Raw genomic sequence first — 19,873 nt, forward strand, 5'->3', positions numbered from 1 at the left:
CCCGCCATCCCTTCCCGATACCGAACAAAATACGCTACGGAGCCATCCACATGGACTTTACCTTTACCGAAGAACAACTTGCCCTGCAAGATACGCTTACCCGCTTTATCGACAAAGACTATACCTTTGAACAGCGCCGCAAAAATCTTGCCGCCAATCAACATATGAGCCAGGGCACCTGGGCAGCGTTTGCAGAACTGGGCATTCTGGCCCTGCCCTTTGCCGAAGAAGACGGCGGCCTGCAAGGCACACCGCTGGATACCTATCTGGTCATGCGCTCGCTCGCCAAAGGACTGATTCTTGAACCGTACATCAGCACCGTGGTTCTGTCGGGCACGTTTTTGCAGCAGCACGCCACGGCGCAGCAGCGCAGCGTACTGATTGCCGCAATTGCAGACGGCTCGGCCCGCTTTGCCTTTGCTCACTACGATGTCCAGTCACGCTATCAGGAATCGCGTATCCATACCCAGCTGTCAACAAGGAGGGCAACTGGATACTGAATGGCCACAAGGCCATGGTGGTTGACGCGCCAGTGTGCGATCACTGGCTGATCACCGCCAGGACCGCCGGACAGGAAAACGACAGCCACGGCCTGTCGGTCTTTCTGGTCAAGGCAGACCATCCTGGCATTACGGTCAAATCGTATCGGTTGCACGACGGCCATCTGGCAGCCGATCTGGTAATCGAAAACGCCGAGCTGCCGCCAGAGGCGCTGATCGGCGACGCAGACACGGCCTACCCTGCCATCATGCAAGCGCTGGCAGCTACCAATGCTGCATTGGCCGCCGAAGCCGCCGGCCTGATCCAGGCATTGAATGATGCAACCCTGGAGTATTTGAAAACCAGAAAACAGTTTGGCGTAGCCATTGGCACCTTTCAAGCCTTGCAGCACCGCATGGCCGATATGGCTATCGCGGCAGAACAGGCCACTTCCATGGCGCTGCTGGCAGCCATCAGCCAGGCTGGCGACGACCCGCAGGACCGCATCATCAAAGGCGCAGCGGCAAGAGTGCTGCTGGCAAAACTGTCGCGCCATGTCGGCGAAGAAGCTGTGCAACTGCATGGCGGCATGGGCGTCACAGACGAACTGGTCGTGCCTCATTACTTCAAACGGGTCACTGTGCTAAATAGCCAGTATGGCGATGCAGACTTTCATTTGCAGCGATATAGTGATAGCTTGCTAACGCAACAGAACAACCAGAGCCCCGCTTGAGGAAACACCCGTATCATGATTGACCAGACTATTCCAGAACACTACTACCTGCTGAACCGGTACAGCACCTTTTCGGATCTGACCGGGCCGTTTTATGAAAAAAGAGTGAATGACCGCCACGTGGGCATTGGCGTGCGAGTCAAGGCAACGCACCTGAACAAGGTAGGCGTCGCGCACGGCGGTCTGATCATGACCGTTGCTGACAATGCCTTTGGCGATGCCATTCTTAACGCGCACAATGAGCCGGTGGCTTTCGTGACCATGTCACTGACCTGTGAATTCATGTCGCCGGTGCGTGAAGGCGACTGGCTGGAAGCAACGGTGGATATTCAACGCAAAGGGAAACGAGTGGTTTTTGCCAACTGTGATATGCGTGTGGGTGACAAGAAAGTGGCTTTTGCCACTGCCCTGTTTTCCATGATCGACAAGAAATAATCAGCACGAACGGCCGACGGGTAAACCTGCCGGTCGTTGCGCCACGGGCCTGCCAACAAGCCGGCGCAATGGGCCGATCACGCGGGCTGACCAACCGTCTCCTTGAGTTTGCTGACCACTGCCAGCAATTTGGGGCGCGCCTCTTCAAGCAGATATTGCTCGGATAAATTGAAGGACGGCCCGCCGCAACTGATCGACATAATCGGAAACTGTCGCCCCAGATTCAAGCCAACTGCAATGGCGTTCACATCTTTTTGCCAGTCGCCAAACGAACAGGTGCATCCCAGCCGCTCGTAATCTGCCAGCGATGAAGCGATACCGCTCATTAACGCATCACTGGCCAGCTCATCAAGTTCGCGTACCCGGCCGAATATCTCCTCACGCTCCTGCAGCGGAATTTCGGCCAGATACGCCCGGCCCATGGCCGTGGAAACAATCGGAATACGGGCACCCACGTCCATGCTGAGCGTTAGCGCTGACCGGCTGCGGCAATTTTCCAGATACAACATCGACAATCGATCGCGCGTTCCCAGCGTAACCATGCCCTGGGTTTCGTCGGCCAGTGCCTGCATAAGCGGTCGGGCAACCTGGCGGATATCCAGTTTGGCCAGCAAGCCCACGCCCAGAGAGAGTGTCGCCATTCCCAGTTGATATTTACTGCTCTCTTCGTCATGCGTCAGATAACCCAATCTGGTCAGCGTATAGGTAATACGTGACACCGTTGACTTGGGCAGCTTGCAACGCTGCGCAATTTCCTGATTGCCCAGCACTTTATTACCGGAGCGAAAGCAAGCCAGTACATCCAGGCCGCGGGCGATCGCCGTGATGAAATGCCGATCGTCCTCATACTCGCTGGCCAAAGGGGGTTTGTTGAGGGTTTTCCGAATATCAGATGTCATAAATAAATTCGCAGGAATAATTCCAATGTGCAGAATACAGTAGAGAATCGCATCGCGCGGCATATCATGCCTTTCGCATTTGCTCAATAGTATAATAATACCCGTTTTATACTATGTTTAAAAAGAAAATTCCATTGCTCATGGGTCCAGAGTAGTCTATGATAAAGTGCTAATGGTTAGCACCTGATTATAGAACATGTACCGCATTGCAGAATTTTGTTTCGATTTTTATGTAAGCTGCCCGGTTACTGCAAGGTGCTATCCAGCGGCTGCGCCGACCTGCCCTGTCGGCCTCTTTCGTCTGCGGCATGCACCTGCATCCGTTCGCTGCCAATATTGCATATGATATTTTTCTGACTGAGGTTGTATTTATGGCTCATCCTGTCGTACAAAAATTGCGCGCTCAAATGTCGCTTCCCGTGATTTGCTCACCCATGTTTATTGTGTCCAATCCGGACATGGTCATCGAGCAATGCAAAAGCGGACTGATCGGATCATTCCCGGCCCTCAATGCCCGTCCGGCATCACTGCTTGATGACTGGCTGGCCCGGATTACCAGCACGCTGGATGATGAACGCAACCGGCACCCGGAGCAGAAAATTGCCCCATTCGCCGTCAATCAGATTATCCATACCTCCAACGACAGGCTTGATCACGACATGCAGGCCTGCGAGAAATACAAGGTTCCAGTCATCATTACCAGCCTGCGCGCGCCCACCGACGTTGCTGCGGCAGTCCATCGCTGGGGCGGGCTGGTCTTTCATGACGTCACAACCATCCGCCATGCCGAGAAGGCGCTGGAAGCCGGCGTGGATGGGCTGATTCTGGTGGCCGCCGGTGCAGGCGGACATGCCGGTACGCTGAGTCCGTTCGCACTGGTCTCGGAAGTGCGTAAATTCTACGACGGCCCGATTATTCTTTCCGGCTCAATCACCAGCGGCGATGCCATTCTGGCAGCCCAGGCCATGGGTGCCGATTTTGCGTATATCGGCACGCGCTTTATTGCCAGCCAGGAAGCAAACGCCGACCCGCGCTACAAGCAAATGATCGTCGAGGCAGCCGCCAAGGACATATTGTATACGCCATTTTTCACGGGTATCCCCGGCAATTACCTGACGCCGAGCATTACAGCGTCGGGCCTGGATCCGGACAATCTGCAAGAGCAGGAAAAATCATCGACCAACTTTGGCTCGACCCGCGTCAAGGCGTGGAAAGATGTCTGGGGCGCGGGCCAGGGCGTAGGTACGATCGATTCAATCGATCCGGTAGCCACGATCGCCCAGCGCATGCAACAGGAATACCAGACTGCGCGCCAGCGCCTTGCCAGCGAGAACGCCTGATGAACGACACAACAACCACGCCCACTCTCCTTTCCAATGTTAGCGAACGGGTGCTGACGCTGACGATCAACAGGCCGGCACAGAAAAACGCGCTCGATAGCGCCACCTATGCGGCGCTCACAGCAGCACTGGCGCAGGCCACCGCAAGAGAAGACCTGAACGCCATCGTGCTGACAGGAGCCGGCGGCTATTTCACGGCGGGAAACGATGTGCGTGATTTTGTCAACGCACCTGAAGGCGCCAGCCGGGCCTGACATTTCTCAAAACCATCAGCAAGGTCAACATTCCCATCATCGCCGCCCTCGAAGGCGGCGCCATCGGCATTGGCGTCACAATGTTGCTGCATTGTGACTTTGTGATTGCCGGCACCGGCACCCAGTTTCGCATTCCCTTCGTGCCGTTGGGCCTGTGCCCTGAAGGCGCGTCCAGCCTGTTGCTTGCCCGTTATGTCGGGATCCGCAAGGCCAACGAATGGCTCTATCGCGGCACACCCTTTACGGCTGAAGAAGCCCAGCAGGCAGGTCTTATCAATCGCGTGGTCGTTGCAGGTCAGGCCGAAAGCGCCGCCCAGGAACTGGCCCGCGAAATGGCCGGCCAGTCCAGGCTTGCCCTGACCAGCACCAAAGCGCTATTGCAGCGTGCCGCGGCCCAGGACGTTGCCGCAACGCTGGATGCCGAAAGAGAACGCTTTGCGCAATGCCTGGTATCGCCCGAAGCAAAGACGGCATTCAGCCGCTTTCTGGCAAAATAACGCACTCATTTTTATAAGGATTAATCACAATCATGATACGTGATCAGGAAACCCAGACCCTTCTTGAAGAAGCGTTCGCCGCTTCGTTAGCGAAGTCCTTGTCCCCGCCGAAGAAGAAGTTGCCGAAACCGACGAAATCCCGCAGCGGATCCGGGATCAGATGAAAGAGCTGGGTCTGTTTGGCCTGGCTTTGCCCGAAGAATACGGCGGTCTGGGTCTGACTATGGAAGAGGAAGCACGCATTGCGATGGAATTGGGTCGCACTTCCCCTGCGTTTCGTTCCTACATCGGCACCAACAATGGCATCGGCTCCTCGGGCATCGTGATCGACGGCACACCGGAACAAAAAGAAAAATATCTGCCACGCCTGGCCAGCGGCGACCTGATCGGTTCGTTTGCCCTGACTGAACCGGAAGCCGGTTCCGATGCCGGATCCTTGCGTACAACGGCCGTACGCGATGGCGATCATTACATCATTAATGGCACCAAGCGGTTCATTACCAACGCACCGCATGCCGGCATTTTTACCGTCATGGCGCGCAGCAATCCCGACATCAAAGGCGCTTCGGGTATTTCAGCGTTCATTGTCGAGGCCGGCACCCCTGGCCTCACATTGGGCAAGCGTGATAAAAAAATGGGCCAGAAAGGTGCGCACACGAGCGATGTGATTTTTGATAACTGCCGCATACCGGCAAGCCAGTTGATCGGCGGCAAGGAAGGCGTGGGCTTTAAGACTGCCATGAAAGTGCTGGATAAGGCCGCCTGCATATTTCCGCTGTCGCCATCGGCGCGGCCAAACGCATGCTGGCCGATGCACTGGCGTTTGCCAAGGACCGCAAGCAATTCGGGCATCCTCTAGTTGATTTTCAATTGATTCAGGGTATGCTTGCAGATAGCAAAACGGATATTTACGCCGCCGAATGCATGTTGCTTGATGCAGCACGCCGTCGCGACAGCGGAGAAAGCGTATCTGCGCTGGCCTCCTGCGTGAAATATTTTGCTACTGAAATGTGCTGTCGTGTTGCCGACCGAGCCGTGCAGATCCATGGCGGATCGGGTTATATTTCCGAATACGCGATCGAACGTTTCTATCGCGACGTACGCCTGTTCCGTCTATACGAAGGCACATCACAAATTCAGCAAATTATTATTGCAAAGGATCTGATTAAAGAAGGTAATATCTGACTTGTAAGGTCCTGCAGTAACCAGATCAAACACTCAGACGAGCCATCCGCAATTATCCGCATTACTAAAAAACAGGAGACAAGTGTGATAAAACCAGGCAAGTCCATTTATACCGCCGCCATTGCTATGCTCATGGCAGGCGGTATGCAGTCCGCTCAGGCAATGTCCGAGGCAGCCAAGAACTTTCCTGACAAGCCAATCACAATCGTGATTGGCTATACGGCCGGCGGCTCAACCGACATTCCATTCCGTGTGCTGGCAGAAAACCTGACAGGTATTCTCAAGCAGCCGGTGATTGTCGAAAACAAACCGGGTGCCGGCGGCGTTTTGCCAGCCATGCAGCTGCATAACAAAAAGCCGGACGGCTACACCCTTGCCCAAACGCCAACACCGGTGTTTCGCCTGCCCTATATCAGCAAAATCGACTGGAACCCGGCCACCGACCTGACCTATGTCATCGGCCTGGCAGGTTATTCTTTCGGACTGGTCGTGCCGGCCGACTCGCCCATCAAGTCGATGAAAGAGTATATTGAGTACGCCCGACAAAACCCTGAAAAACTCACCTATGGTTCGCCGGGCATTATGACAACCCTGCATATCACCATGGAAGCCATAGCCCAGGACGCCGATATCAAACTGGTGCATGTTCCTACAAAGGCAATGCAGAATCGCTCAAAGCCATTATTGGCGGGTTTGTCATGTCAGTCGCAGATACCCCGGCATGGGCGCCTTATGTAGAAAACGGCAAGCTGCGCCTGTTGTCTACCTGGGGTGAAAAACGCAGCAAAAAATTTCCTGATGCGCCCACGCTCAAGGAGTCTGGTATTAACCGTGTCCAGCTTTCGCCTTTCGGACTGGCGGTTCCCAAGGACACCGATCCGGACATCGTGAAAAAGCTTCATGACGCACTCAAGCTGGCCATGGAAAAACCCAATTTTCGCGAAGCGCTGGAAAAATACGATATGGAACCGCTCTATATGAGCACCCAGCAATACACCGAATTTGCGAAAAAAACCACGGCAGACGAAGGCAAGGTGCTCGAATCCCTCGGCTTTAAGAAAAAGTAAGCGCACCCAGACAGACGCCACCGCTGTCCGATACACAGCTGAACCTGTACCGGACAGCGGTAAACCGCGAGTATCAACACGTCCTATCAGAACAATCAATACACGCTAAACACGCGCCCCACTCAGGCCGAACAACGAAAGGCGTGCCATCACCTGAACGTTGCTCCGCGCAAATATATCTGCGCAATCTGCCTGCCCAATCATGATCAATAGTGCCCGGCCATGACGCTATCTTAGCGGTTCGATCGGCTCCGCACTTGTGCACTCTTTTCAAAAATCCTGCTGGCCCGCAAGAATCTGCCTGTCTACTCTGGCATAACCAACGTGACTTGCATTTTCGCCCAATTCAAGCTTTCCCAACACATGCTGTAGACTCTCTCCCTTTCATATTCTCGGCGACCTGAAAAGATTTGCTTGCCCCTTATCATTCAAATATTTTGAATATACTCTACAAACCAGATGAAACAAACTCACCCCGCAATGCAGCATAATATTGACTATGCAAGAACCGCAAGCGATTTGCGGTATCAAAAACAAACAACGATCTATTGAACATCTTTTTAAAGGGTTTACTATCATGTCCGGAAATGTTCTGCAGCACCTGAAAAACCGCCGTACCATCTACGCGCTGGATCGCGATATCAAACTCGGTAATGACGAACTGGTCAGCCTGATTCAAAACACCATCAAGCAAGCGCCCTCTTCCTTCAATTCCCAGTCTTCACGCGCAGTCGTCCTGTTGGGTAAACACCAGGACCGCGTTTGGGAAATTGCCAAGGAAACGCTCAAAGCCATCGTACCAGCTGACGCTTACCCCGCCACCGAAGCAAAACTCAGCGGCTTTCAAGCTGCCTATGGGACAGTGCTGTTCTACGAAGATCAGGACGTCGTGTCCGATCTGCAGGAAAAATTCGCACCTTACGCCGAGAATTTCCCCATCTGGTCTGAACACTCGACCGGCATGGCGCAACTGGCGGTCTGGACTGCGCTGGCCGAACACGGCATTGGCGCCTCGCTGCAGCACTACAATCCGCTGATCGACGATAAAGTGCAAGCCGAATGGAATATCCCGGCCAGCTGGAAACTGCGTGCCAGATGCCTTTTGGCAGTATCGTGAACCCGGCAGGTGAAAAAGAATACATGGACGACAAGGAGCGCTTTCGCGTCTTTGTGTAAACCGCGTTTTCCTGTACTGCAGCGCCGTCTGCATCAGGCCAGCCATTCCATTGACCGGAACATCAGAACCAGGCAAATTATCCCTTGTTTTTGAATCTTGTTCCGCTGTGCAAAAGCCCGCCCAGTCTAGTCCTGCGGGCTTTTGTCATTTTTCGGGAGGCAATCGGATTTCCTTTTTCATTTCATCGACAGAACGCTAATTCTTGACCAATGTTTGTTATCCTTTACCGGTTATCCAAATCTCATAAGGATTAATTCAAATGAAAATAAAAGGGACATCTCTTCTTGCGTACACCGCGCTTGCTGCCCTTGCTCTACCCATGTCAGCTCAGGCGGCGTGGCCAGACAAACCGATCAAGGTTATCGTTCCCTATACGCCTGGCGGCGCAACCGACACCGTCACGCGTGTCGTCATGCAAAAGCTGTCGGAAAAGCTCAAGCAGCCTATCGTTATTGAAAACAAACCTGGCGCCAACAGCACGATCGGAACCAGCCAGGCCGCGCGCTCCAAGCCGGACGGGTATACGTTTGTCACGGTACTGGCCGCCTATTCGGCCAATCCGCATTTATATAAGCTGAACTATAGCAACGACGATTTCGTTCCGGTATCGCATATTGCCGACCTGCCCCTGTTCCTGTTTGTCAGCAAGCAGGTGCCTGCCAAGAACCTGAAAGAACTGGTGGAGTACGGCAAGAAAAATCATTTGACCTATGCATCCAGCGGCACCGGCTCGAGCGCCCACCTGACAGGCGCCCACTTTGCTGATGAAGCCAATCTTGAAATGACGCACGTCCCCTATAAGGCAGTGCCCCCATTCTTGCTGATTTGCTCAGTGGCAGGGTTTCCATGGTCTTTGATCCGATCCTGGTGCCTATGAGTTACGTCAAGGAAGACAAATTGAACGCGCTGGCCATTACGTCGGCCAAACGCTGGGAAGGTGAAGACAATATCCCGACCATGCAAGAAGCGGGCTTCAAGGGCTTTGTGATGAACTCATGGACCTCGCTCATGGCGCCGAAAGGCACGCCGCAGGAAATCGTGGACCGCGTCTCGTCGGAACTGGCCGAAATCGTCAAAGACCCGGATGTGAAGGCCAAATTCAAGGCCGCCGGCTTTGTCCCCGTCGGAGGCTCTGCAGCAGAACTGAGCGAACTCATTAAACGCGATTCAGCGCTGTACGAAAAAATCATCAAGGAAAATAATATTACAGTGCAATAACATCGCGCTCAGACCGCCCTTGTTACTGCGACCCGGTTCTGCCCACTATGCGGTAACCGGGTTTTTGTTTAACAGACCATGAACAAACAGTGACATGGCGATGCGTTGGTGGCTGGCCGGAGTTGCCCCCTTTTCCTGATCAACCTAGGGTAAACCCCGGCTTGTTGTCTTGCAGCAGGCGACTATCATATGCGTTGTCGACATACGTGTTTGCAGGAGAGTTCAGCCCTGCTGACGCCGACGGAGCAACCACCCCGGAAACTCTCAGGCAAAAGGACTGCAAATAACGCGACACTCTGGAGAGAGGCGCATGCGCCCACCGAAGGGGAACCGGCTTCATGAACGCCGGTGAAACTCTCAGGTACCGTGACAGATGGGGTATGCAGATCGTGTGATTTGCATCACCGCTATCGGAGACGTTTATGTCACGTGTCGCCATCATCGGTGCCGGCATTACCGGCATCACCACAGCCTATACCCTGGCCAAGCTCGGCTATTCGGTCACTGTCCTGGACAAAAACCGGGACGCGCCATGGAAACTTCGTTCGCCAACGGCGGGCAGCTCTCGGCAAGCAACGCCGAAGTCTGGAACAGCACCGCCACCATCATGAAAGGGCTGCGCTGGATCGGCAAGCGCAACGCCCCCTTGCTGCTCAATCCTGCGTTCAGTTGGCACAAATACAGCTGGCTCGCGGCCTTCATTCGCAATATTCCCAATCACAAAGCCAATACCATCGAAACCACCCGGCTGGCGATTGAAGCGCGCCGTCATTTGTACGCCATGGCAGAACAGGAGAACATCGATTTCGATCTGGAGCGCAGGGGCATACTGCACATCTATTATGACAAAGACAGTTTTGACAAAGCCGTCAAAACCAATGCACTGCTGCAGGCCGGCGGCCTGGAACGTTTCGCGGTCACGCGTGATGAAGCCCGAACCATTGAACCGACACTGACCGGGGATTTCTTCGCGGGCTTGTATACCCCATCGGACGCCACTGGCGACATTCACAAGTTCACCAATGGTTTGGCCGCCGCATGCCGCCGGCTGGGCGTGCAATTTGTCATGGACACCTCGGTCACTCGCATTGCCAGCGATCGGCACCATCACCAGATTTTCCATCAGCGCTATGACAATGGAGATTCCGCCTACCTTGAAGCCGATAATATTGTTGTCTGCGCCGGCACGGGCAGCCGGGCCATCGCCCGCATGCTGGGCGATACCATGAATGTCTATCCGGTCAAAGGCTATTCAATTAGTGTCCATCTGGACGATGCGACCAGCCTGGCCGCCACGCCCCGGGTCAGCCTGCTGGATGAAGACGCCAAAATCGTGACCAGCTTTCTGGGTGATCGCTTCCGGGTGGCGGGTACGGCCGAATTCAATGGCTTTAACAAGGACATTCGCGCAGACCGGGTACAGCCGCTGATTGACTGGACCCGCCGTCTGTTTCCCGAGATATCCACCCGGCGCGTGGTGCCATGGTGCGGCCTGCGCCCGATGATGCCCGATATGATGCCGCGCGTATGCCGTGGCCGCAAACCCGGCGTATTCTACAACACCGGCCACGGCCACCTGGGATGGACCTTGTCTGCCATCACCGCCCAAATGCTGGGCGAATTGGTGGAAGCATCGAGGCAAAATTCCACGTTGCAGCCGGCGTATTGAAACGCATCAGACGCGTGCGATATGCAATCATTTAAGCTTGCATATCGCCGTCTTTACACCAGAATTTTCTCCAGAAAATCGCGGGCGCGATCACTTTGCGGACGGGTAAAGAATGCATCCTTATCCGATTTTTCGACAATTGATCCTGCATCCATGAACACAACCTTGTCGGCAACCTGCCTGGCAAATCCCATTTCGTGCGTCACGCACAGCATGGTCATGCCTTCCCTGGCCAGCTCCACCATGACGTCCAGCACTTCGTTGACCATTTCAGGGTCCAACGCCGAGGTTGGTTCATCAAACAGCATGACTTCCGGATCCATACACAGGGCGCGTGCAATGGCCACGCGCTGTTGCTGTCCGCCCGACAACTGACCGGGATGCTTGCCAGCATGTGCTTGCAGGCCCACTCGCTTGAGCAGCGCGCTGGCTTTCTCTCTGGCCTCGGCGCTGGAGCGTCCCAGGACCTTTTCCTGCGCAATGGTCAGATTTTCCAGTACGGTCAGATGGGGAAACAGTTCGAAATGCTGGAAGACCATGCCGATGCGGGTGCGCAGCAGATTCATATCCGAACCGTTGGCCCGGATCAGGTGCTCCTTGAAATAGATCTCGCCTTCCTGATAGGGCTCCAATCCGTTGATGGTTTTGATCAAGGTGGATTTCCCAGAACCAGACGGCCCGCAAAACACCACGACTTCGCCCTTGCTGACCGTTACGCTGCAATCTTTCAGCGCCTGAAACTTGCCATACCATTTGGACACATTTTTAAGTTCAATCATACTTCACTCTTTTTCTGGACGAGTTTGACAATTATTGTGGCGGCCGAGCAAATGACCCAGTAGGTCAGGCCCGCAAACAACAGCATTTGAATCAGCGTGCCATCACGTTCCCCCACGCTTTTGGCCCGGCTGAAGAAATCACCCAGCGCGATAACATAAACCAGTGACGTGTCCTGGAAGATCACGATGCATTGCGTCAGGGTAATCGGCAACATCTTGCGCAGGGCCTGTGGCAGGATGATCAGGCGCATGGATTGCGCCCAGTTCATGCCCAGCGCCTTGGCTGCATTGAACTGCCCCGCCGGCAGGCTCTGAATGCCGGCACGAATAATTTCACAGAAAAAAGCCGCCTCCAACAGGGAGAAAGCCACCATCGCGGAGATCAGGCGAATGTCTACACTGGGAGAAATGTTCAATACCGATTTGAGCACCTGGGGCACAATCAGAAAGAACCAAAGCAGTAGCATCACAAGTGGAATAGAACGAAACAGCGAAACGTACGTCTTTGCCAGCCAGTTCAGAATCGGCACCCTGACCACGCTCATTGCCGCAAGCACCACTCCCAGGCCCAGACCCGCCACAATTGCGACAGCCGTCACCTGGAGTGTGAGCCACATGCCAGTCATCAGCAAGCCACGAGACTGCACGATCATGTTCCAGTCAATATCAAACATATCAGTCTCCCAGTAAGCCAGGAATATGACTTCGGTTTTTGATGAAACCCATCAGCCGAATAATCACGAAATTGATCAGCATATACGCCAGCGTGACGCAAATGAACGACTCATACGGCTGCGCCGTGTAGTCCACCAGTTGCCGGGCCTGGCCGGACAGTTCCAGCAAGCCGATGGTAGATGCGACCGCCGAGTTTTTTGAGATGATGAGAAACTCCGAGGTTAGCGGCGGGATAATGGTGCGATAGGTAACGGGCATAAGGATATAGCGGTAGGTCTGAAATAATGTAAAACCCAGCGCCAGCCCGGCGCCTTTCTGACCCCGCGGCAATCCCTGTATGCCGGCGCGTATCTGCTCGCAAATACGTGAGCCCGTGTATACGCCAAGCGACAACACCGAGACTACAAAGAACTGCACCGACGGATCCAGATTTTTGATCCAGTCCCCGGCAGATACCGGCAACATTTCAGGCACGACAAAATACCAGATGAAAAACTGCACGATCAGCGGTACGTTCCGGAACACCGACACATAGGCCGTCCCGATAAACGCCAGCGACTTTTTGGGTAGCGTGCGCATGACGCCGAATACAGAGCCCAGGATCAGCGCCAGTACCCAGGCAAACACCGTCAGAAGAACAGTATTGACCAGACCAATGCCCAGCCATCCCAGATAGGTTGAGTTTTCACCAGTGGCTACCTGCTCAAGCAGAAAGCCCCAGTTCCATTTGTAATCCATTGATAACACCACTGTAGAACGCGGTCATGCCGCGTGATTCATTGCACAAAAAAAGGCCCGTCTGCTTCAGGACGCAGGCTTATCGCTGGGCTGGGCGAACAGCTTTTTCATTCCCTCGGACATCTCAAATTCCAGATTGATGTTCTTGGGAGGAATCGGTGTTTCAAACCATTTGTGATAAATCTGCGCCGCCTGACCGGATGTCTCGGCTTTGGCAATAACCTCATCCAGCACCTTCTTTATTCCTGCATCGTCCTTGCGTACCATGCAGCCATAGGATTCATAGGATTGCGGTGTACCGGTAATTACGTAATCCTGCGGATTGGCGATTTTCGCCGCTCGCCTGCAAGCAGCGCATCATCCATCATCATGCTTTGGCGCGCCCGGTTGACAGTGTCAGGAAAGATTCGCTGTGATCCTTGGCGCTGATAATGCGCATGCCCAGTTTCTTTTCTACATTCAGTTTGCGCAACAGAATCTCCGACGTTGTGCCCGCCCCCACCACTACGGTCTGGTCTTTCAGATCAGCAAAGTCCTTGATACCGGAATCCTTCTTGGCCAGCAATCGGGTACCAACCTGGAAAATGCTGTTCGAAAAGGTGACCTGCTTGCCGCGTGATTCATTGTTGGTCGTGGTAGTGCATTCAAAATCGATCGTGCCATTTTGCAGCAGCGAAATACGATTCTGCGAGGTGATCGGAATCATTCGTACTTTAAGATCAGGATTGGCGGTCACGGCTTTGATTTTGTCCAGAATCAGCTGGGTAAAATCCATTGAATAACCGACAGGCTTCTGGTTCGAATCGTAATAGGAAAACGGAATGGAGGCTTCGCGATAACCAACCACGACAACGCCATCGTCCTTGATTTTCTTCAGTGTCCCGTCCAATGGTTCCTGCGCGCCCGCCACGCTCACCAATGACCCTGATAGAATGCCCGCAACGGCAATATTGATGACTGCTTTAACCTGCTTGACCAACGTGCTCATGATTTGTTCCTTGTTCTGATATGGAGTTAACCTACGATATGGGATACATCAATGACATACAGCTGCCGCTCGGATTCGTGTACCGAATCGATGCACACCTGCCGGCCATCACGGCGCCAGCGCGGATGCAGGTCGCATCGGTTGACTTTCTTCAATACAGGATCCGTATAAAAACTGCCCAGTTTATGACAAACGCCATTATCCATGTCGAACAGGATCAGCAGGCGTTCATTGGTTTCCGAATCGGGATAAGTGTCACTCAGCAGCCAGCGCTTGTTGACCGGTGAATAAGTCATATGGCCATTCTCGGTCAGAATATCCCTGCCCACGATTTGCACGGTTGCCGCATCCTCATCCCGGTAAAGATGGTAATGGATCTGCCCCTGGTGCGGGCTCCAGACAATGATCCGCTGATCATCACACCATAAAGGATGTGATATCTGGTACTCGGATTTTTCATAATCGAACGTGCCCACCGCATTGGGGTCGAAATCTGCAGCCAGTTGCGGCAATGGGTGATCGGAGTCTTCCAGCAGGCGCAGATTGGAACCATCCGGATCCATGGTAATGAGTCGATGCAGAAAGCAGGTCTCATCTTCTACGCGTTCGGTCCAGCGATGCAGGAACAGCACACGGCTGGAAGACGGATTGATTTCCACATGAGAGATCCAGTGAATGGCTTTCTCCATGGACTGAACCGGATGAAACTGGCTCAACTGCAATAGGCTGACGACCAGTCTGTATGCGCCCGTATCCAGATCCAGATGGTAAATGCCATCATCGGCAGGCGCCATGGGGACAGCCGGAGGGTTGTGTTCCCAGTAGCCGATGGTTTCGTGCGTAATAAATAGACGGCTGTAATTGATACCCAGCGCATAGCGACTGTTGGGTGCGGCAACGGTAATGGGTACGGGAAAATGCGTTTTTTCTCCCGTATCAACATTGCAGACGGTCGATTGAAACCCGGGATAAGGGCCGATGACGGTGGTCGCTCGGGTATTGTAGATGCAATAACTGCCATCGCGCCCGTCCAGCCATTGCAACTGGCATCCCATTTGCCAGTTCCAGGTCGTGGTCGTGTCGATCGAGACGTATTTTTCATTGTCGGCAAGATCGAAATAACCCACCTCGGCGCTCAGGTCTGCCCCCAATTGGGCGGTCATGAAGGGCACGCGGTTGGCCAGCAGCCGGGTGCCCGTCTTATCCCAGTTCGATTTGTTGTAGTAGCCAAAGAAATGATGCATGCCGTCATGACCGACGCGTCGGCATGGCGCAATACTGGATATATATTTTGTGTGGTCCATAGTTCACTAAAGTCTGGAGACGAGTTCATTCGTAAACCGCCAGACTAAGACCACAGAGGCATACATTCAAATTCTTTTTTAAACCATAGCTATTCAATATTGATATACTTCAGAGGATACACCCCCCTTTTGTACGGGATACTCCTAATGAGCAAATCACTCAATTTCCAGCAATTGATGGCTTTTCGGGCGGTCATGCAAACCGGCACGACCACCGCGGCCGCGCAAATGCTCAATACCACCCAGCCATCCATCAGCCGGCGGCTGCAGGAACTGCAAGCGTCAACACAACTGAAATTGTTTGAACTGCACGGCGGCAGATTGCGCCCGACCAGCGAAGGCCGGCTGTTACACAAAACCATCGAACGATATTTCGGCGGACTCGAGAGAATCGAAACCGTAGTCGACTCCATGCGCAAGGCTGGTGTCGGCGCACTGCGCATCGGTTGCACCCCCACGTTGGGGATAGGCTTACTACCCCAGGTGATTGCGGAACTGCTTAAGAAATTTCCTAAAACCCATATCAGCCTGGAGACGGCCAGCACGCCGCAATTATCGAATTTTCTGCAACAGGATCTGCTGGACGTGGTTCTGACGACTGGTCGGATTGAGGACAATGAACTCGATAGCGAAGTGCTGATCAGCACCTGCGCCGTTTGCGTGCTACCGTTGGACCATCGCCTGAAACAGGCAGATCGCATTAACCTTGAGACTATCAAAAGTCAGAAGATCATCTCGTTGAGCGACTCTGATGAACTCACGCAAAAGATCAAGCACTTTCTGCATTCCCACCATATTTCTCATGATTTTATTATCGAGACGCCATCGTCAATTACCGTATGCGCACTGGTTGCGGCCGGCACCGGCATTGGTATTGTCAATCCCTATGTGGCGACGACATTTGAAGGGCAACTGCTGATCAAGCCCTTTCACCCGCAGATCGCAACCCCCGTACAACTGGTATTGCCAACCCATACCGCCCCGTCGTTCCTGACTAACCATCTGATTGACATTCTACGTGCGCATATTCAGCGCCTGAAATTCAACTGATAAAACAGCGAGCCCGGGACATAACAAGATTGAACCCGCCATGCATTGAGCCGGATATTGGAGCTGGAATTGGGGCGGGGATTGGACAGAACGTGGGGCAAATCGCAGGCAGGATATTGAGCCCAACCGAATGTCGCCCTTGCCTGCGATGACATCCATGTTAACACCGGCAACGCATTAAAGCCACCGATACCTGCACCTGTATTACATTGAAGCCGGGCAGTGCCGGACAGGCGAGCGCCCGTCCGCTGCATACCAAATAATGCCGTTTAGTTTACCGACACATTCGAGGTTTTGATGACCTGGGCCCACTTGGCTGTTTCACTCTGGATGAACTTGGCAAAATCCTCAGGTGAACCGCCAGCAGACTGGCCACCCGTGCTTTCAAACGCTTTTTGCACTTCGGGTTTTTTCAGGATATTGTTAAAGGCTGTATTCAATTTGCTGATAATCGGCTCGGGGGTGCCTGCAGGCGCAATCACGCCCTGCCAGTTGTAGGATTCAAAGTCCTTCAAGCCGGCTTCCTGCATGGTAGGCACATCGGGCAGCAAAGGCAGCCGCTTGGCGCTGGTCACGGCCAGTGGATGCACTTTTTTGGACTGGATGGCCGGCATGGCGGCATAACCCATTTCAAACATCATATCGATATGGCCCGCCATCAGGTCGCTGCCGGCAGGGGCGCCACCCTTGTATGGAACGTGGGTCAGCTCCACTTGTGCGTCGGTGGCAAAAAGCTCGCCAGACAAGTGATGGGCGCCGCCAACACCGGACGAACCGAAGGTCAGTTTGCCAGGTTCTTTTTTGGCCAGTGCAATCAGGTCGGCAACGGTTTTAACGTTCAGCTTATTGTTCACACTCAGGATCAGCGGGCTTTCTTCGATAAGAATGACCGGCGCCAGGTCTTTGGCCACGTCATACTTCACGTTCTTTGGCATTAATGTGGGATTGACCGACAGCGGCGCCAAATTGCCACTGCCTATCGTATAACCGTCGGGCTTGGCGCGAGCGATATAGTCTGTGCCAATCACGCCACCTGCACCGGCCTTGTTCTCTACCACCACGTTGGCCTTGAGCTCTTTGCCCAGCTCTTCTGCCAGCAGGCGCATGCGGGTATCGGCAAAGCCGCCTGCAGCGTAGGGAACGATAAAGGTAATAGGTTTGGCAGGCCAATTGTCCTGGGCCGCAGCGGTAGCCACCAAGCCCAGCACGCCACTGGCGGCCAGAACGGTATTGAGGGTCAGTTTCTTGAAGTTTTTCATCGTGTTTCCTTAAACGAGATAACTGATTAATATCATAATTTGCAAAGACGTCTTGCGCCCTCTTCCAAAGTGGCATCATCCTTTGAAAACGACAGGCGAATAACGCCCAGATCGGTTCCATCGGAATAAAACGCCGAAACGGGAATGGTTGCCACGCCGAACTCTTCGATCAGCCTGCGTACCAGCTGTACGTCAGACAAATAACTGAAGTGATGAAAACGGGCAAGCATGAAAAACCCGCCCTTGCTGGGCAGCAGTTCGAATTTGGATGCTTTGAGTGCATGGGCCAGCAGATCACGCTTTTCCTGATAGATGGTAGACAGGTTCAGGTAATGATTGGGCGTTTCCATCATGGCTGCCAGCGCATACTGCATGGGTGTATCGGCGCAATACATGAGAAACTGGTGAATCTTGCGTATTTCAGCCGTGATAGCTGCAGGCGCAACGCAATAACCGATACGCCACCCGGTCACATGAAACGTCTTGCCAAAGGATGTGACCACCACAGCCCGCTCGCGCAACCCGTCGTAACGAGACATGCTGCGGTGAATGTCCTGGTCGAACACCACGTGTTCGTACACTTCATCAGACAAAATAACGATATCGGTGTCTGCCACGATATCCTGCAGCGCGGCGATATCGGCGTCCGAGAGCACGGCGCCGCTCGGATTATGGGGCGAATTGATGATAATCATGCGCGTGCGATCGTTAACGGCATCGCGCACTGCATCCCAGTCTATGCCGTAGCTGGGCGGCACCAGTTTGATTGCGACCGGCATGGCCCCTTGCAATTTGACAATCGGCGCATAGCTGTCAAAACACGGTTCGAAATAAATCACCTCATCCCCTGGATGGATGAGTGCCGCAATAGCGCAATAAAGCGCTTCGCTGGCGCTGCCCATGACCGTGACTTCATTGAGTTCATCATAACTGTGGCCGTACAGCAGCTGGATTTTTTCAGCAATTTTATTGCGCAATGGCTCAATGCCAATCATGGGGGAATATTGATTGTGTCCTTCGGACATGGCGTCGATGGCATGATCGATCAGTTCGGGTGCACACGGAAAATTGGGCGCGCCTGCGCCAGATTGACAGCCTGATGACGCTCGGCAAGATCACCGATGACGCTGAAAACAGTGGTGCCCACGGCGGGCAGCTTCGAACGGATCTGCATGATCGTTACCTGATAAACGGAATGAAAAAAACCGGCCGCCCGGGCCGGTTGCGCTTGCTGCGCTCTCGACTTATTTGGCGACCCAGTCGGCGTTGAAATATTTTTGGGTAAGCTTGCTTATCGTACCATCTTTCTTGAGTGCATCAATCGCGCCGTCAAGACGCTTTTTAAGTTCATCATTACCCTTGCGTATACCGAAGCCGGTACCCACGCCCAATACCGAGGTATCGTCAAGCGGTGCGCCCGTGATTTCGTAATCCTTGCCTGCGGGCTTTTCCAGAAAGGCACTCACCGCGCTGGGCGTTTTCTGCACGGCTGCCTGAATGCGATTGCTTTGCAGATCCTGATAAATCTGATCCTGTGAGGCGTACGAGACGATTTTTACACCCTTGGGCGCCCAATGCTTCTTAACGAAGGCTTCCTGCGCCGATCCCTGCAATACGCCGACAACAGTCGCTTTCAGGCTTTCCGGCGTGGCCTGCAGGCCTGAGCCTTTTTTGGCGATCAGCTGGCTGGGGACGTCGTAAATGGGCACCGTAAAGTCAATGACTTTCTGGCGCGGTTCGGTAATATTCATGGCCGAGTTGATGTAATCAAATTTACGCGCATTGAGTGCGGGGATCAGCCCGTCAAAGCTGGTCTCGACCCATTCGCACTTGACCTGAAGCTTGGCACAGACCGCGTCATTGAGCTCAACGTCAAAACCGACCAGTTTGCCATCGGGGGTTTTGCTTTCAAATGGCGGGTACAGGGCTTCGACGCCCACTTTGAGCACATCCTGTGCAAAGGCAGGAGCGCCAAACGTGCTGGCGGCCAGTAAGCCTGCCGCGATAAGGGTTTTGATATTCATAGCTTGCCGACCTTAAAATAGAGAAAACCCCTGATAAACAGAGGTTTTGAACCAGGATATAGCGCACATGCGTCTATGACACATCCGCACTCATACCTGTTT

At 53.7% G+C, this 19,873-nt stretch carries 15 protein-coding genes, 7 pseudogenes and 1 riboswitch; of the genes and pseudogenes, 13 read left to right on the forward strand and 9 right to left on the reverse strand.

Translation table 11 applies throughout. The features are described from left to right. The first annotated feature begins 50 nt into the window (after nt 1–50). From TKWG_RS21730 to TKWG_RS14150, 3 genes are read left to right on the forward strand one after another with little or no spacing between them, the layout of a single operon-like run. Nucleotides 51–500 (forward strand): acyl-CoA dehydrogenase family protein, encoded by a 450-nt coding sequence (locus TKWG_RS21730; RefSeq protein WP_014751488.1) that lies wholly within the window; start codon nt 51–53, stop codon nt 498–500. A 14-nt stretch (nt 501–514) separates the two neighbouring features. After that, nucleotides 515–1,213: an acyl-CoA dehydrogenase family protein gene (locus tag TKWG_RS21735; RefSeq protein WP_014751489.1), complete on the forward strand. Its 699-nt coding sequence runs from the start codon at nt 515–517 to the stop codon at nt 1,211–1,213. A gap of 15 nt (nt 1,214–1,228) precedes the next feature. Then, nucleotides 1,229–1,648: a PaaI family thioesterase gene (locus TKWG_RS14150; protein ID WP_014751490.1), complete on the forward strand. Its 420-nt coding sequence runs from the start codon at nt 1,229–1,231 to the stop codon at nt 1,646–1,648. Nucleotides 1,649–1,725: 77 nt separating this feature from the next. On the opposite strand, the gene TKWG_RS14155 is transcribed toward TKWG_RS14150, so the two are convergent. Further along, on the reverse strand, nt 1,726–2,547 hold the full coding sequence (locus tag TKWG_RS14155; protein WP_148274549.1) for an IclR family transcriptional regulator: 822 nt from the start codon (nt 2,545–2,547) through the stop codon (nt 1,726–1,728). Nucleotides 2,548–2,918: 371 nt separating this feature from the next. Here TKWG_RS14155 and TKWG_RS14160 point away from each other — a divergent pair, with 371 nt between their 5' ends. The 9 genes and pseudogenes from TKWG_RS14160 to TKWG_RS14190 all read left to right on the forward strand — a co-directional run bounded on the left by TKWG_RS14160 (nt 2,919) and on the right by TKWG_RS14190 (nt 10,954). Next, nucleotides 2,919–3,887 (forward strand): NAD(P)H-dependent flavin oxidoreductase, encoded by a 969-nt coding sequence (locus tag TKWG_RS14160; protein ID WP_014751492.1) that lies wholly within the window; start codon nt 2,919–2,921, stop codon nt 3,885–3,887. Next, the gene (locus TKWG_RS26060; protein ID WP_014751493.1) at nt 3,887–4,141 is read left to right on the forward strand and encodes an enoyl-CoA hydratase-related protein; all 255 of its coding nucleotides are present in this window, start codon (nt 3,887–3,889) and stop codon (nt 4,139–4,141) included. Before TKWG_RS14160 ends, TKWG_RS26060 begins: the two co-directional genes overlap by 1 nt. Before the next feature lie 38 nt (nt 4,142–4,179). Next, nucleotides 4,180–4,638: an enoyl-CoA hydratase-related protein gene (locus TKWG_RS26065; protein WP_264300310.1), complete on the forward strand. Its 459-nt coding sequence runs from the start codon at nt 4,180–4,182 to the stop codon at nt 4,636–4,638. Between the two features lie 32 nt (nt 4,639–4,670). After that, nucleotides 4,671–5,823: pseudogene (locus TKWG_RS14170) on the forward strand (acyl-CoA dehydrogenase family protein). 126 nt (nt 5,824–5,949) lie between these two features. Beyond that, nucleotides 5,950–6,890, forward strand: a pseudogene (locus TKWG_RS14175) (tripartite tricarboxylate transporter substrate binding protein). A 577-nt stretch (nt 6,891–7,467) separates the two neighbouring features. Further along, entirely contained in the window at nt 7,468–8,007 is a 540-nt protein-coding gene (locus TKWG_RS14180) for a nitroreductase family protein (RefSeq protein ID WP_322786549.1), read from the forward strand. A gap of 319 nt (nt 8,008–8,326) precedes the next feature. After that, nucleotides 8,327–9,285, forward strand: a pseudogene (locus tag TKWG_RS14185) (Bug family tripartite tricarboxylate transporter substrate binding protein). Between the two features lie 203 nt (nt 9,286–9,488). Next, a riboswitch (glycine riboswitch) is annotated at nt 9,489–9,575 on the forward strand. Nucleotides 9,576–9,707: 132 nt separating this feature from the next. Further along, a pseudogene (locus tag TKWG_RS27210) lies at nt 9,708–9,761 on the forward strand (hypothetical protein); the annotation flags it as partial. Nucleotides 9,762–9,764: 3 nt separating this feature from the next. Continuing rightward, nucleotides 9,765–10,954, forward strand: a pseudogene (locus TKWG_RS14190) (D-amino acid dehydrogenase). A gap of 53 nt (nt 10,955–11,007) precedes the next feature. Here the strand turns inward: TKWG_RS14190 and TKWG_RS14195 are convergent. The 5 genes and pseudogenes from TKWG_RS14195 to TKWG_RS14215 all read right to left on the reverse strand — a co-directional run bounded on the left by TKWG_RS14195 (nt 11,008) and on the right by TKWG_RS14215 (nt 15,438). Continuing rightward, on the reverse strand, nt 11,008–11,733 hold the full coding sequence (locus tag TKWG_RS14195) for an amino acid ABC transporter ATP-binding protein (RefSeq protein ID WP_014751499.1): 726 nt from the start codon (nt 11,731–11,733) through the stop codon (nt 11,008–11,010). Then, nucleotides 11,730–12,407 carry an ABC transporter permease subunit gene (locus tag TKWG_RS14200; protein ID WP_014751500.1) on the reverse strand — a complete coding sequence of 226 codons (678 nt, stop codon included), beginning with the start codon at nt 12,405–12,407 and terminating at the stop codon, nt 11,730–11,732. The genes TKWG_RS14195 and TKWG_RS14200 overlap by 4 nt, the downstream gene beginning before the upstream one ends. 1 nt (nt 12,408) lies before the next feature. Continuing rightward, nucleotides 12,409–13,146 carry an amino acid ABC transporter permease gene (locus TKWG_RS14205; protein ID WP_014751501.1) on the reverse strand — a complete coding sequence of 246 codons (738 nt, stop codon included), beginning with the start codon at nt 13,144–13,146 and terminating at the stop codon, nt 12,409–12,411. 66 nt (nt 13,147–13,212) lie between these two features. Then, a pseudogene (locus tag TKWG_RS14210) lies at nt 13,213–14,134 on the reverse strand (glutamate/aspartate ABC transporter substrate-binding protein). Between the two features lie 26 nt (nt 14,135–14,160). Further along, a complete protein-coding gene (locus TKWG_RS14215; protein WP_014751504.1) occupies nt 14,161–15,438 on the reverse strand; it encodes a hypothetical protein in 1,278 nt (425 codons plus the stop codon). A 147-nt stretch (nt 15,439–15,585) separates the two neighbouring features. Between TKWG_RS14215 and TKWG_RS14220 the strand changes: the two genes are divergently transcribed. Beyond that, nucleotides 15,586–16,488 (forward strand): LysR substrate-binding domain-containing protein, encoded by a 903-nt coding sequence (locus tag TKWG_RS14220; protein WP_014751505.1) that lies wholly within the window; start codon nt 15,586–15,588, stop codon nt 16,486–16,488. 269 nt (nt 16,489–16,757) lie between these two features. Here the strand turns inward: TKWG_RS14220 and TKWG_RS14225 are convergent, their stop codons facing one another. The 3 genes and pseudogenes from TKWG_RS14225 to TKWG_RS14235 form a co-directional block, all read right to left on the reverse strand. After that, a complete protein-coding gene (locus tag TKWG_RS14225; RefSeq protein ID WP_014751506.1) occupies nt 16,758–17,747 on the reverse strand; it encodes a Bug family tripartite tricarboxylate transporter substrate binding protein in 990 nt (329 codons plus the stop codon). Between the two features lie 32 nt (nt 17,748–17,779). Further along, nucleotides 17,780–18,921 (reverse strand): annotated as a pseudogene (locus tag TKWG_RS14230) (methionine aminotransferase). A gap of 70 nt (nt 18,922–18,991) precedes the next feature. Continuing rightward, nucleotides 18,992–19,771 (reverse strand): transporter substrate-binding domain-containing protein, encoded by a 780-nt coding sequence (locus TKWG_RS14235; RefSeq protein ID WP_014751509.1) that lies wholly within the window; start codon nt 19,769–19,771, stop codon nt 18,992–18,994. Nucleotides 19,772–19,873: the final 102 nt, after the last annotated feature.

The organism is Advenella kashmirensis WT001 (genome assembly GCF_000219915.2).
GTDB classification, from domain to species: Bacteria; Pseudomonadota; Gammaproteobacteria; order Burkholderiales; family Burkholderiaceae_B; genus Advenella; species Advenella kashmirensis.

Excerpts from the sequence above, each read along its gene's own strand:
- TKWG_RS14225 (WP_014751506.1), bottom strand. The coding sequence starts at position 17,747 with ATGAAAAACTTCAAGAAACTGACCCTCAATACCGTTCTGGCCGCCAGT.
- TKWG_RS14195 (WP_014751499.1), bottom strand. The coding sequence starts at position 11,733 with ATGATTGAACTTAAAAATGTGTCCAAATGGTATGGCAAGTTTCAGGCG.
- TKWG_RS14155 (WP_148274549.1), bottom strand. The coding sequence starts at position 2,547 with ATGACATCTGATATTCGGAAAACCCTCAACAAACCCCCTTTGGCCAGC.
- TKWG_RS14160 (WP_014751492.1), top strand. The coding sequence starts at position 2,919 with ATGGCTCATCCTGTCGTACAAAAATTGCGCGCTCAAATGTCGCTTCCC.
- TKWG_RS14150 (WP_014751490.1), top strand. The coding sequence starts at position 1,229 with ATGATTGACCAGACTATTCCAGAACACTACTACCTGCTGAACCGGTAC.
- TKWG_RS14180 (WP_322786549.1), top strand. The coding sequence starts at position 7,468 with ATGTCCGGAAATGTTCTGCAGCACCTGAAAAACCGCCGTACCATCTAC.
- TKWG_RS21735 (WP_014751489.1), top strand. The coding sequence starts at position 515 with ATGGTGGTTGACGCGCCAGTGTGCGATCACTGGCTGATCACCGCCAGG.
- TKWG_RS14200 (WP_014751500.1), bottom strand. The coding sequence starts at position 12,407 with ATGTTTGATATTGACTGGAACATGATCGTGCAGTCTCGTGGCTTGCTG.
- TKWG_RS14220 (WP_014751505.1), top strand. The coding sequence starts at position 15,586 with ATGAGCAAATCACTCAATTTCCAGCAATTGATGGCTTTTCGGGCGGTC.
- TKWG_RS26060 (WP_014751493.1), top strand. The coding sequence starts at position 3,887 with ATGAACGACACAACAACCACGCCCACTCTCCTTTCCAATGTTAGCGAA.
- TKWG_RS14235 (WP_014751509.1), bottom strand. The coding sequence starts at position 19,771 with ATGAATATCAAAACCCTTATCGCGGCAGGCTTACTGGCCGCCAGCACG.
- TKWG_RS14205 (WP_014751501.1), bottom strand. The coding sequence starts at position 13,146 with ATGGATTACAAATGGAACTGGGGCTTTCTGCTTGAGCAGGTAGCCACT.
- TKWG_RS14215 (WP_014751504.1), bottom strand. The coding sequence starts at position 15,438 with ATGGACCACACAAAATATATATCCAGTATTGCGCCATGCCGACGCGTC.
- TKWG_RS21730 (WP_014751488.1), top strand. The coding sequence starts at position 51 with ATGGACTTTACCTTTACCGAAGAACAACTTGCCCTGCAAGATACGCTT.